The 12,144-nt window shown below is 55.7% G+C and carries 12 protein-coding genes; 2 read left to right on the forward strand and 10 right to left on the reverse strand.

From position 1 onward, the window contains the following. The 3 genes from N6L25_RS04455 to N6L25_RS04465 form a co-directional block, all read right to left on the reverse strand. The coding region (locus N6L25_RS04455) for a transposase (protein ID WP_271977400.1) at positions 1-288 on the reverse strand (288 nt) is incomplete at its 3' end. Between the two features lie 98 nt (positions 289-386). Beyond that, positions 387-1,328, reverse strand: a complete 942-nt coding sequence (locus N6L25_RS04460; RefSeq protein WP_271978325.1) for an electron transfer flavoprotein subunit alpha/FixB family protein — start codon at positions 1,326-1,328, stop codon at positions 387-389. Continuing rightward, positions 1,329-2,078: an electron transfer flavoprotein subunit beta/FixA family protein gene (locus tag N6L25_RS04465; protein ID WP_271978327.1), complete on the reverse strand. Its 750-nt coding sequence runs from the start codon at positions 2,076-2,078 to the stop codon at positions 1,329-1,331. It abuts the gene before it with no gap. An 836-nt stretch (positions 2,079-2,914) separates the two neighbouring features. Here N6L25_RS04465 and N6L25_RS04470 point away from each other — a divergent pair. After that, the gene (locus N6L25_RS04470) at positions 2,915-4,567 is read left to right on the forward strand and encodes an electron transfer flavoprotein-ubiquinone oxidoreductase (protein WP_271978329.1); all 1,653 of its coding nucleotides are present in this window, start codon (positions 2,915-2,917) and stop codon (positions 4,565-4,567) included. Between the two features lie 115 nt (positions 4,568-4,682). Here the strand turns inward: N6L25_RS04470 and N6L25_RS04475 are convergent, their stop codons facing one another. The 7 genes from N6L25_RS04475 to N6L25_RS04505 all read right to left on the reverse strand — a co-directional run bounded on the left by N6L25_RS04475 (position 4,683) and on the right by N6L25_RS04505 (position 10,285). Then, a complete protein-coding gene (locus N6L25_RS04475) occupies positions 4,683-5,144 on the reverse strand; it encodes an FKBP-type peptidyl-prolyl cis-trans isomerase (RefSeq protein WP_271978331.1) in 462 nt (153 codons plus the stop codon). 205 nt (positions 5,145-5,349) lie between these two features. Continuing rightward, the gene (locus N6L25_RS04480) at positions 5,350-5,910 is read right to left on the reverse strand and encodes a DUF1285 domain-containing protein (RefSeq protein WP_271978333.1); all 561 of its coding nucleotides are present in this window, start codon (positions 5,908-5,910) and stop codon (positions 5,350-5,352) included. A gap of 27 nt (positions 5,911-5,937) precedes the next feature. Continuing rightward, a complete protein-coding gene (locus tag N6L25_RS04485) occupies positions 5,938-6,834 on the reverse strand; it encodes a radical SAM protein (protein WP_271978335.1) in 897 nt (298 codons plus the stop codon). An 84-nt stretch (positions 6,835-6,918) separates the two neighbouring features. Next, entirely contained in the window at positions 6,919-7,368 is a 450-nt protein-coding gene (gene sixA / locus N6L25_RS04490; RefSeq protein WP_271978337.1) for a phosphohistidine phosphatase SixA, read from the reverse strand. A 29-nt stretch (positions 7,369-7,397) separates the two neighbouring features. Beyond that, positions 7,398-8,465, reverse strand: a complete 1,068-nt coding sequence (locus N6L25_RS04495) for an NAD(P)H-dependent glycerol-3-phosphate dehydrogenase (RefSeq protein ID WP_271978339.1) — start codon at positions 8,463-8,465, stop codon at positions 7,398-7,400. Between the two features lie 81 nt (positions 8,466-8,546). Continuing rightward, on the reverse strand, positions 8,547-9,038 hold the full coding sequence (locus N6L25_RS04500) for an STAS domain-containing protein (RefSeq protein WP_271978940.1): 492 nt from the start codon (positions 9,036-9,038) through the stop codon (positions 8,547-8,549). A 14-nt stretch (positions 9,039-9,052) separates the two neighbouring features. Next, positions 9,053-10,285: a PP2C family protein-serine/threonine phosphatase gene (locus N6L25_RS04505; protein WP_271978341.1), complete on the reverse strand. Its 1,233-nt coding sequence runs from the start codon at positions 10,283-10,285 to the stop codon at positions 9,053-9,055. A 244-nt stretch (positions 10,286-10,529) separates the two neighbouring features. On the opposite strand from N6L25_RS04505, the gene N6L25_RS04510 reads away from it, so the two are divergent. Further along, the gene (locus tag N6L25_RS04510) at positions 10,530-11,996 is read left to right on the forward strand and encodes an HD domain-containing protein (protein ID WP_271978343.1); all 1,467 of its coding nucleotides are present in this window, start codon (positions 10,530-10,532) and stop codon (positions 11,994-11,996) included. Positions 11,997-12,144 lie beyond the last annotated feature (148 nt).

Below are 12,144 nucleotides of genomic sequence, written 5' to 3' on the forward strand. Positions count from 1 at the left end.
CATCAACCACAACACTTCCAGGTTGCGATGGCATTCCTTCTCCAGGCGGCGGGTACTGCTGGTCTGGTTCAGGTAGGCGTAGATATACAGCTTCAGCAAATCACCTGGGTGATAAGGACGCCGACCAGTTTGAGCTGTCTCGGCTTTCTTGAACCCCAGCTCAGATAGGGGTAAGGAATCGACAAAGGCGTCGATGACGCGAACCGGGTGGTCCTGGGGAATGTAATCTTCAACGCTCGGAGGGAGCAGAAGCGTCTGACTGCGAGGTGTGCCTTCCTTGTGCCTCATAAAAATAACCGCGAACCATGTCGCGGTTATTTTGCCAGCTTCGGAGACTGTTTTCACACAGCCTCAATTGGCGCCCTTTTCAGTTCTGAAGATACGTCTTAAACGACTTTCTTCAGTTCTTCTTCCAGCTGCGGTACTGCTTCGAACAGATCCGCAACCAGGCCGTAGTCGGCCACCTGGAAGATCGGGGCTTCTTCGTCCTTGTTGATCGCAACGATCACCTTGGAGTCGGACATTCCCGCCAGGTGCTGAATGGCACCGGAGATACCCACAGCGATGTACAGCTGAGGAGCAACGATCTTACCGGTCTGACCAACCTGCATGTCGTTCGGTACGAAGCCAGCGTCAACCGCTGCACGGGAAGCACCAACGGCAGCACCCAGGATGTCAGCTACTTTTTCCAGCATCTGGAAGTTTTCGCCGTTCTGCATACCGCGACCACCGGAGATCACGATGGAAGCGCTACCGAGATCCGGACGATCGGATACGGCTTTCTCTTCACCCACGAAGGAAGACAGGCCGGCATCCTTTACGGTGTCCAGAGCTTCAACGGCGGCAGAGCCACCTTCAGCAGGCGCAGCGTCAAAGGCAGTCGGACGTACTGTCACAACCTTGATGGCGTCGCTACTCTTAACAGTAGCAATGGCGTTACCAGCGTAGATCGGGCGTACGAAGGTGTCTTCAGACTCGACACGAATGATGTCGGAGATCTGGGCAACGTCCAGCAGAGCGGCAACGCGCGGCAGGAAGTCTTTACCAGTCGTACCGGCAGCTGCCAGCACATGGCTGTAGCCCTTGGCTACTTCAACAACCAGCTCAGACAGGTTCTCAGCCAGGAAGTGACCATAAGCGGCGTTGTCAGCTACCAAGACCTTGTTAACGCCTTCGATTTTGGCGGCAGCGTCAGCTACAGCGCCACAACCTTCACCGGCAACCAGTACGTCTACATCGCCACCGATGGCCTTGGCCGCGGTAACAACGCTCTGAGTAGCCTGTTTCAGACTGCTGTTGTCGTGTTCAGCAATTACAAGGATGCTCATTTAGATCACCTTCGCTTCGTTCTTCAGTTTATCAACCAGCTCCGCAACGTCTGCCACCTTGATGCCCGCCTGACGTGCAGCCGGTGCTTCTACTTTCAGAGTGGACAGGCGCGGTGCGATATCAACACCCAGGTCAGCAGGGCTGATCGCTTCGAGCGGCTTCTTCTTGGCCTTCATGATGTTCGGCAGGGAAGCGTAACGCGGCTCGTTCAAACGAAGGTCGGTGGTGACAACAGCCGGCAGGTTCAGGGCAACGGTAACCAGACCGCCATCAACCTCACGGGTAACGTTGACTTTTTCACCGTCAACCACAACTTCAGAAGCGAAGGTGCCCTGCCCCATGCCAGTCAGTGCTGCCAGCATCTGACCAGTCTGGTTGTTGTCGGAATCGATGGACTGCTTACCAAGGATAACCAGCTTTGGCTCTTCTTTTTCAACAACAGCCTTAAGCAGCTTGGCCGCTTCGAGAGACTGAACCTCTTCATCGGTTTCGATGTGGATACCACGATCTGCACCCAGAGCCAGAGCGGTACGGATTTGCTCCTGAGAGGCCTTGGGACCGATGGATACCACGACGATTTCGCTGGCGACGCCCTTCTCTTTCAGACGAACCGCTTCTTCAACAGCGATTTCACAGAAAGGGTTCATCGCCATTTTGACGTTGGCGAGATCAACGCCGGTGTTGTCCGGCTTGACGCGCACCTTTACGTTGTAGTCGATTACTCGTTTTACAGCGACCAGAACCTTCATAGATTCCTCGTTCTTCTACGATGGGTTTAATGACTCGCAATCAGAAATACTCTCGGAAGACCTACTTTCGTAGTACACAGGCGGAGTATTCTCGATTCCTGTCGTATCGATACACCCGAAGGATGGATCGATCGTTCAAACAGCTTATTAGCGCAGGACCAGGGAGCCTCTGAATAACGCCTGACAGGCCTGGGCGCCAGGGCTGCATGCGGTTCGTTAACACCACATAGAATGCAACTTCCGGAGCTTGTCCAACCAGGCCAACAGGAGTAATTCAGAGGCTCCCTAACTGTCAGGGCGCCATAATACTGAAGGCAAAGCACGGACGGGTCAATAGTCCCGGGCGACCGATGGTCGCCGTTGAGATGGTCAATAAGGATAGATTGACGACGCCGAGCAATGAGACGATACTAAAAATCGCCTCAGGATGCACTCAATCGCCTACCCTTCCCCTATCAACCGGTACAGACGCCTTTGTCGGACCCGGCCTCCCCGGAAGACAGTGCCGGGGACTGCATTTAGCAGTGTGCGGGGTAACAATGCCAAATGAACGGGCAAAATTCAAACAAACGTTTGTTTGAAATTCGGTTTGTTATATCCTAGAGGGCCAGAAGGTCATTGAATCTGCCCTTCGGGAGTCGTTTAATAGCGCGTTGTCCGGTATTATTCGCCCCCTAAGCATCCTTAGCAGGTTTGCAAAACCATAAAGAGAGACGGGATTTTCCTCGCCGCTATTCTATGAGCGCTCTTTGTTACCGGCTTCATGTTAAACGCCGGTCAGTTGAGCCCTGAGCGTCGAAGTCCTTATATCCACAGTGAAGTTTGAGGAGACCAACGTGGAACGCGAATCGATGGAATTTGATGTTCTGATCGTCGGCGGTGGCCCAGCTGGCCTGTCCGCAGCATGCCGGGTAATGCAGTTGGCGCAAGAAGCCGGCGAAGAACTGACCGTCTGTGTTGTCGAGAAAGGTTCTGAAATCGGCGCGCACATCCTGGCGGGTACCGTGTTCGAACCAACCGCTCTCAATGAGCTCTTTCCGGACTGGAAAGAGAAAGGCGCTCCCCTGAACACCCCGGTCACCCGGGACGACATTTTCCTGCTGAAGAATCAGGAAGCCGCCACCAAGATCCCCAACGCCTTTGTGCCCAAGAACATGCACAACCACGGCAACTACATCATCAGTTTGGGCAACCTGTGCCGCTGGCTGGCCGAACAGGCGGAGGCCATGGGTGTTGAGGTTTATCCCGGCTTTGCCGCGGCAGAAACCATCATCGAAGATGGCCAGGTTAAAGGCATCATTACTGGCGATATGGGTGTTGCCCGTGATGGCAGCCACAAAGATGGCTATATGCCGGGAATGGAACTGCGCGCCAAGTACACTCTATTCACCGAGGGCTGCCGCGGCCACCTGGGCAAGCAGCTGATCAAGGACTACAAGCTGGACGAAGGCAAGGATCCGCAACACTACGGCATCGGCATCAAGGAGCTGTGGGACATCGATCCGGCCAAGCACGAGCCCGGCCTGGTTGTCCACACCACTGGCTGGCCCCTGAACGAGTCCGGCTCCACCGGCGGTTCGTTCCTCTATCACCTGGAAAACGGCCAGGTCTACGTCGGCCTGATCACCGACTTGTCCTACAGCAATCCGCACCTGAGCCCGTTTGAGGAAATGCAGCGCCTCAAGCACCATCCGGAAATCAAGAAGTATCTGGAGGGCGGTAAGCGTGTAGCCTATGGCGCCCGCGCCATCACCAAAGGCGGCTTTAACTCCCTCCCGAAGATGAGTTTCCCTGGCGGCTTGCTGCTGGGTTGCGACGCCGGCACCCTGAACTTCTCCAAGATCAAAGGCTCCCACACCGCCATGAAGTCTGGTCTGCTGGGTGCAGAAGCGGTCTTCGCCGCTCTGAAGGACGGAAAAACCGGCGAAGAAATCACCAGCTTCGCGGATCGCTTCAAGGACAGCTGGCTCTACAAAGAGCTGTACGACGAGCGTAACTTCGGTCCGGCCATGCACAAGTTTGGCAACGTACTGGGTGGCGCTGTTGCCTTCTTCGAGCAGAATATCCTGCGCCGAAGCCTGCCGTTCACCTTCCACGACACCATTCCGGACTACGCCACTTTAAAGCCGGCGTCCGAGTCGAAGAAGATCAGCTACCCGAAACCGGACAACACACTGACGTTCGACCGTCTTTCTTCGGTGTTTATCTCCAACACCAATCACGAGGAAGACCAGCCGGTTCACCTGAAACTGACCGACGCGGAGATTCCGTTGAAGGACAACCTGCCCAAGTACGACGAGCCTGCGCAGCGCTATTGCCCAGCTGGTGTGTACGAAGTGGTGGATGCCGATGACGGCAGTGGCAAGCGCTTCCAAATCAACGCGCAGAACTGCGTACACTGCAAGACCTGTGACATCAAGGATCCAGCCCAGAACATCACCTGGGTTACTCCGGAAGGCGGCGGCGGCCCCAACTACCCGAACATGTAAGTTCGGATTCCGGTTTGCAAACGGCCTCTCGGGGCCGTTTTTTTGTTCCGGTACAATCCACAGCCATAAAAAAACGACTCACTGGGAGCCGTTTTCCAACCGTACCTGGGAAGGCTTAGTGCACGTGACCGTGCTCCTGCTCTTCCTCAGTCGCTTCGCGGGTCTCAATCACTTCCACATCAAAGTGAAGGGTCTGGCCGGCCAGCGGGTGGTTAGCGTCAATGGTGACGGTCTCGTCACTGACTTCGACGACACGAACAACCTGCGGGCCGCCTGGGGTCTGGGCCTGAAATTGCATGCCAGGCTCGATGGTGTCAACACCTTCGAAGGCGCTACGCGGAACCGGCTGGATCAGTTCTTCGTTAAGCTCACCATAACCTTCACCGGGTGCTACGGAGACTTTCAGCTGATCGCCAGCACCTTTCTCGGTCAGGGCGCTTTCCAGTCCGCCGATAATGTTCTGGGCACCTTCCAGGTAAGACAACGGCTCACGACCTTCCCCGCGGGAAGAATCGAGCTGCTCGCCCTGGTCGTTGGTGAGGGTGTAATGGATGGTGACAACGCGAGGTTGGGCCATGAAATCTCCTGCTGCAGCAATGACTGTTAATTTAAATTGGGGCAATCGAAAGTGATCGTGAACAGTCGGACTGCACAGAGGGACTAACGACCACCAAGCCTCGTTATAGAGCCGGGCTCGGTAACAAGTTTTCGCGTACAGTCTAACAAGGGCGCGACTGTATCCGCTACCGTAATCCTTGGGGCACCGACCGCATTTTCAACCCCTAAGCCATGGGAAAAAACTGACCATGACTCCAGATACCCAAAGCAATGCCACTTCCTTGCTCCATTTCTACGACGTAATTGGCCAGGTCGTAGTAGGCCGCCGTAACCAGTCGCGCCTCCAGACCGTGACGAATGGTGATGACCGGTCTCGGCTCATTTGAATCGGGGTAATGGTCGACGGTAAGCGGGTGATCTCCGTCGATGGCCACCCTCTCATCCATGTTGGTGATGACAAAGACCTGCTGGTCTTGCCCGTCGCCAGTCACCTCCACCGTGTGGGCCAGTAATGGCGTATCGTCCACCACGATTCGCCACTTTTCCACCGGCGTGACCAGATAATGGTCGCCATCCTGCTCCCGCCTGAGAATGGTGGAGAACAGTCGGGGAATCGCTTCCCTTTCCATCGGATCGCCCTGGTAAATCCAGAGCCCGTTGCGGGCAACCCGAATATCGATGTCGCCGGACAACGGGGGATGCCACTGGTGAATCGGCGGCAAGCCTTTTTCGCCGGAAGGGGCGGTACTGAGTTGTTCTTCAATGGTCTTCGGATCGCCCTTCATTACGCTCGCTCCTCGATCAGCATCCCGTTACAACCCCCTCATCCATTCCGGACGCAACGGGGCTGCCCCTGGGTTATGGATGGCAAAATCCACCTGCTCCAGCATCCGCTCTCTATCCCGACCAAGCACCCCTTTCAAAACGAGGTAGTTGGAGGCGTGATCGCTGCGGAAAATGGTGTTATCCAGCTCAAGGTGCGCCAGAAAATAACGAATCTCCTCAAACAAGCCTTGCTGACTCAGGGGTGAAAAGTCATCGCCGAAACCCTCCCGGAAGCGCGCTTCGCCCAGCGGAAAGCTGACAACCAGGGTGGACAGGTAGTGGGGCTGGGTTTCGTTACATAAGCGGGCGGTGTTGATGGCGTGCTGCCTGGACAGAACCTCCCCGCCCAGCCCATTAAGTACCATCACCGAACTGGTGATGCCGGCTCGATGAATCTTGTCCAGGGCGGAGCGGGTCGATTCATAACTCTCGCCTTTATTGACCCGTCGCAGTACTTCGTCATCGCCGGATTCCATGCCGACATACAGAATCTGAAGACCCGCGTCCCTCAATGCTGCGAGTTCCTCGACCGATTTTTTGTTCAGGTTGCGAGGTAGACAGTAGCTGGAAACCCGCTGAAGTTCCGGGAATGCAGCGCGAAGCGATGCCAGTATCTCCAGCAGACGACGCGTTGGCAGCACCATGGCGTCACCGTCAGCCAGGAACACCCGTGTGACGCTGCCGAACGCCTGCCTGGCCAGGGCAATGTCCTGTTGAATATCCTCGTCCTTGCGGGCGCGGAATTTTTTCTGGGGCTGGGTATACATCTCGCAGAAGGTGCATTTATTCCAGGAGCAGCCGTTTGTCACAGGCAGGATCAGCGACTTGGCCTCGCTGGGCGGGCGGTACACCGGTTCAATGTATGAAATCGGGAATTCATTCATGGGTATTCAGGGATCTCCAGGCAGGACCGGACGATTGTTCAGGCTACGAGGTCGTTTTCAGGCAGCTTGTAACACGACACAGCGTCAAGGCAGAAATTGCGCCCGCAAATCCGCGCAGCCGGGGCCCGCTATGGGCATGTCAAGCATCACTGCCTGGCTGGTCATAAAGGGTATGCCATGGCGGTGACCATCGACCAGCAACGTGGCCAGGGCTCCCACCAGCGGCATGTGGGAAACGATCATCAGGGCATCGATCGGATTTTCGATCAGTCGGTTCAGGCATTCGCCAGGATCGTCATCCGGGGTCAGGTAAGGCTTCTCGATGACTGGGCAATTGAGTATCTCCGAGACGATGGTCGCGGTCTGATGCGCCCGCACCAGCGGACTGGACCAGATAATGTCCGGCCGCCAGGGCGACTCCGCCAGCCTTCGGGCAACCACCGCTGTCGCCATTCGGCCGGCCTCGGTGAGTTCACGTTGCTGGTCCAGTGTGTGCCAGCCGGCTTCGCCGTGACGCATGACGACAAGATTCATGACCGCCCCTCCCTCGACCCCTTATACGTTCACTGAGTGAGAGTGCGCGGCAGAATGAACTCGACGTCTGAGTTCTGCACCGCCATCATCAGTCCGTTGATCACCGCCTTGATGGAGGCGCCGCCGTACAGAATTTCATACAGACCGCGCACCAATGGCATGTAGATGCCCGCTTCTTCCGATTTTTCCTTAACCAACTGCAGCGTGTAGATGCCCTCAGCCACCTGCCCCAACTCTGCAGCCGCCTCATCCAGTTGCTTGCCCTTGCCCACCGCATAGCCAACCCGGTAGTTACGGCTTTTTGACGACGTACAGGTCACCACCAGATCGCCCACGCCCGCGAGCCCCATAAAGGTCATCGGATTGGCCCCCAGGCTGACCGCAAACCGACTCATTTCCGCCAGACTTCGGGTAATCAACATGGACTTGGCGTTCTCCCCCAGGTCAAGGGCGGCCGCAAGCCCTGCCACAATGGCATAGATATTCTTCAGCGCCCCGGCAAGCTCAACGCCATAGACATCCACATTGGCATAGACCCGGAAATACTCGCAGCCCAGTAGATTCTGCACAGTACGCCGAACATCGGGGTCCTTGGCCGCAATGACGGTAGCGGTCAGATCCCGATTGACAATTTCGCTGGCCAGGTTGGGACCGCTGAGCACTCCGATCCGAGTCCGCGGAATTTCCTCCTGAAGGATTTCGCTCATCAGCTTGAAGCCGTCACGCTCAATGCCTTTGGTGAGGCTGACAACGATCTGGCCATCATGGAATTCGTGTGCGTGCGCTTTGATGACGCTGCGGAACGCCTTGGAGGGAATGGCGACGAATATCGCCTCTGCGTTTGCAATCGCTGCGGCGAAATCCGTGGTGGCGGAAATGTCGCCGGCCAGCTGCACATCAGGCATGTAGCGGCTGTTGGTTCGTTGCTCGGCAACTTCCTTGACCTGCGCCTGATCGCGCATCCAGAAATGTACGGTATGGCCGTTTTCTGCCAGCACCTTGGTGATCGCAGTGCCAAAGCTTCCACCGCCCAGAACCGCAACGTGCTTGGTGGCCTGTTTGGCACCGATGGGAGCTGACCCTTTGTTTTCAGGCATAAATAGTCCGTTTACGCGTCAATTTCGATATGTAAGGAGCAATGCATTGGATGGAATAAATCGTTCCGACAACCTGCCCGGCTAATTGGGTTCTTCGCATTCCAAAGCACGCACAAGGTTTTTGAACTCTTCCCGGTTCTTGCTGTTCATGCCCATGAGCACACGGTGAGCATCCAGCACCTTGTCCCGAACTTGGTGTTCACTGGCACGCAGCACAGGAATCTCCTCAAGCTCTTCGATTCGGGAGGCGGGTTCCCTGACAATGATGAAAATCTTGTCGAACCCCATGGAAGTGATAATTCGAGTGATATCGGGGTTGGTCGAAATCAGGGTGGGCAAAAAATGGCTCTGCTTCTGGGCTGCCATGGCGATTTTGGCAAGCAGGCCCAAGGTGGTGCTGTCGATGATCTCGGTTTCAGTCAGATCAATCACCACCGTCTTGAAGACGGGATCCTGAGTGATGGATTCCACCAGATTGTCCAGCGTCGAACATAGGTTCAGCCGGATCTCCCCAATGAACTTCAGGACGTAAATGCCCTGCTTTTCCGCTTGTAGGATTTTACAGCCAGCCATCATCAACACTGCCACTATTTCGACTCAACGCTATCCGCAAGCGCGTTCTCTTGCTGCGGGGAAGCGGTTAATACTGTATCTGTCACTGATACAATAGCGATGTCGTCAGGTAGCTCTGTGATCTCATCGAGATTCAGGGCATCGCTCAGCGAGGCGATAGTGTGACGACCTCCCGACACGAGTTCAAGTAGTCGAGCTTCCTTTTTTGCCAAGCTTTTGGCCTTTATAACTTCAAGTATTCCATCTGAAAACAGAAATAACTGAAATGGCCCCTGCAACTTCATTTCATAAACTTCCCAATGAGGGCTTTCGAACAGCCCCACGGGCAATCCGTTTCCCTCAAGAAACATCGTCTCGCCATTCACCTCTGACAGAATAGGCATTGGGAAATGAGCACCCACAGCGTATTTCAGGGTTTGCTCCTGCTCTGAGATGATACCCACAAATACTGTGACATGTTTTCCGAGTCCGGTATCCAACAATTCAGAATTAATTCGTTCCAGAAAACGGTCGGGATAGAGGATATCGTCACTAGAACCCCGTCGCAGATTACGCTGCAACCGGTTGGTGAGGTTCTTCAGCAACACTGTAACGAAGGCGGAGCTGGCGCCATGCCCTGACACATCGGCAATGTAAACCAGCGTTTGATCGCGGGAAATTCGAAAATAATCGAGGAAGTCGCCGCTGAGGTAGAGCGATGGTTTGATCATGTGGTCAATCGCCAGGTTACCCAGTTGCTGACCATGTTCGGGCAGCATCTTCAGCTGCACCTTACGGCCTGCCCGCTGATCGGCACGCAATTCGGCAATGCCCGCCCTGAGGTCGCTGTTGGCCTCTTCCAGCTCCTGCCGGTACAACTGGTTAAGACGGTTCACCCTAACCCGGTCAAACAATTTGGCCAGTACATCGTCCACCATCAACTTGTCGGCGAGGGGTTTGAGCAGAAAATCCTCTGCCCCGGCGCGGAGCGCCTCTATCACCTGGTCAGCCTCAGACGCCCGGCTGTATGCAATCAGGGGAATGAACGCGTCGGCGTTCTCCAGCTTTGCACTCAGCTCACGAATTCCGCTTGGGGATAAATCGGCAAAGATGACATCGGGACCCTGGTCATCGAACAGGTCCCTAGCCCCAGAAAGGTCCGGGCACCCTTGCACGTAAAAACCCTTCGATTCCAGGTAGCGATCCAACTCCGAACGAGCGTGTTCGTCGGGATCTATAATCAAAATGCGCTCGGTGCGCGAGGCCATAGCCGCCGTCCTAAACTGCTTCGGTGAAACGACATTCGACTTGCTGGATGTCTCTGAAAATCTCTTTAGATTCGCTTTAATATGCGCTTCGGCCTGCCTGACTGCCAGAGCGCGCCCTTCGGGGCAATCAAATGCCAGAGATGATCCGGAGTTATTCAGAGGCTCCCTAGCGGTTCTTTTGCCTATTCTGGCACGGCCCTGTGATATAACAAGGTAATAAAACGGATTTTTGGGGGTTTTCTCGATGCGTAGCGCGGTTAACGATCTTCTGGGCGCTTTCGACAAACTGATCATGGACCCGGTACACGGTGGCATCCCGTTATACCGCCACGAAATACGTATTATTGATCACCCCCTGTTCCAGCGCCTGCGTAACATTTGCCAGAATGACATTCTCAGCCTGGTCTTCCCCGGGGCGACTCATTCCCGCTTCCTGCACAGCATCGGCGTGATGCATGTGGGCGGTCGCATGTTCCGGGCGATGATCGACGCCTATCTGCGGGAGCGGCAACTGAGTGAAAACGTGGATCTCAGTCTCAACCAGCTCGACGCCATCGATTACCTCACCAAGGTGATCCGCCTGGGATGCCTGCTCCACGACAGCGGCCACTCCAGCTTCTCTCACCAGTTCACCCAGGCCCGTAAAATCCATGAACTGATGGCCCGCCCGCGGCGCTTTGAGGATCTCTGGCAACAGGCCGACTACAGTCGCTACTATTCGCAGCCGCCAGCCGAGCTGGAGCATGAGCACTACTCGGTGCGTGTTGCCCACGAAGTATTGGGGGCCATCGGCGTTGAGGACGCCGGCCTACATGCCCAAGACGTGCTGGGCATAATGGAAACCACCGAGGTCAGGCCCAGCGAGGCCTTTTGTCGCCATGCCTGTACCTTCTGGTCGTTCATAGCCGGCGAGGATGCCCAGAGTGGTGCCCTGGGCAATCAAAGTACACCGCGATTGGTGATGAACCTGTTATCGTCCATCGTTTCCGGTGAGATCGATGCTGACCGCGCCGACTATATGCTGCGGGATGGCTTCCATTCCTCGGTGACCATCGGCGGTTTCAACCTGGATCACCTGCTCAGCAATCTCCGTTTCGGCTGGGATGTCCACACCCCCTGGCTGGGCTTGGCGATTACCCACAAAGGCTTGGGCGCTCTTGAAGACTTCGTCTACAGCCGGCACCAGATGTACCGCAAGGTATACGCCCACAAGACCGCGCTGGGATTCGACTGGCTGCTGCGGGAAGCCATCAACGAAGTGCTGGATGTACCGGAAACCTTTGACTGGGTCGACACCTGCCTCAGCGACATGGGGCATTTTGCCGAGCTGACCGACAGCTTTTTCTGGGAGGCATTCCGACGCTATGCCCGAAAACAGCCGAAAAGTTATTCCCGGTGCATTGTGGACCGGGTGAAACTGGACCATCTGGATACTCGGGAGGACCTGTCCCAGGCAGAAATCAGCCGACACAGCCAATACCTGGCCGCGGAGCTTCAGTTGGATCGCGCGGATGTTGTAACCTGCTCAATGCGCGCCCGCTTTTCTAACATCCAGGAAAACTTCAATGGTATCAAGGTCCTTGTCCGGGACCCCATTCACCGCCGGCGTCACCTGAAACAGATTACCGAGGTCAGTGCCTTCTTCAGCAAATTTTCCGACGGCACCATCACCCATTTCTACCGGCGCCCCGCCAAGCTCCGACACGACTGAGTTGGCGGAGTCGGCGCCAATCCTCTCCCAGAGCCAATCACCGCTCATAGCCGTACTGCTTGCATAGCAAATGCTTGCGTCTTCCTCTCTCGATGCATCCAAACCTTAGGGGTGAAACGTAAATAGGGTCGAACGGGCGGCCCCGCAC

The organism is Marinobacter sp. SS21 (genome assembly GCF_028369065.1).
Taxonomy (GTDB): domain Bacteria; phylum Pseudomonadota; class Gammaproteobacteria; order Pseudomonadales; family Oleiphilaceae; genus Marinobacter.

Coding starts and splice junctions, on each gene's coding strand:
- sixA (WP_271978337.1), bottom strand. CDS start 7,368: ATGAATCTTGTCGTCATGCGTCACGGCGAAGCCGGCTGGCACACACTG.
- N6L25_RS04480 (WP_271978333.1), bottom strand. CDS start 5,910: ATGAAGGGCGATCCGAAGACCATTGAAGAACAACTCAGTACCGCCCCT.
- N6L25_RS04505 (WP_271978341.1), bottom strand. CDS start 10,285: ATGGCCTCGCGCACCGAGCGCATTTTGATTATAGATCCCGACGAACAC.
- N6L25_RS04485 (WP_271978335.1), bottom strand. CDS start 6,834: ATGAATGAATTCCCGATTTCATACATTGAACCGGTGTACCGCCCGCCC.
- N6L25_RS04465 (WP_271978327.1), bottom strand. CDS start 2,078: ATGAAGGTTCTGGTCGCTGTAAAACGAGTAATCGACTACAACGTAAAG.
- N6L25_RS04495 (WP_271978339.1), bottom strand. CDS start 8,465: ATGCCTGAAAACAAAGGGTCAGCTCCCATCGGTGCCAAACAGGCCACC.
- N6L25_RS04510 (WP_271978343.1), top strand. CDS start 10,530: ATGCGTAGCGCGGTTAACGATCTTCTGGGCGCTTTCGACAAACTGATC.
- N6L25_RS04460 (WP_271978325.1), bottom strand. CDS start 1,328: ATGAGCATCCTTGTAATTGCTGAACACGACAACAGCAGTCTGAAACAG.
- N6L25_RS04500 (WP_271978940.1), bottom strand. CDS start 9,038: ATGGCTGGCTGTAAAATCCTACAAGCGGAAAAGCAGGGCATTTACGTC.
- N6L25_RS04475 (WP_271978331.1), bottom strand. CDS start 5,144: ATGGCCCAACCTCGCGTTGTCACCATCCATTACACCCTCACCAACGAC.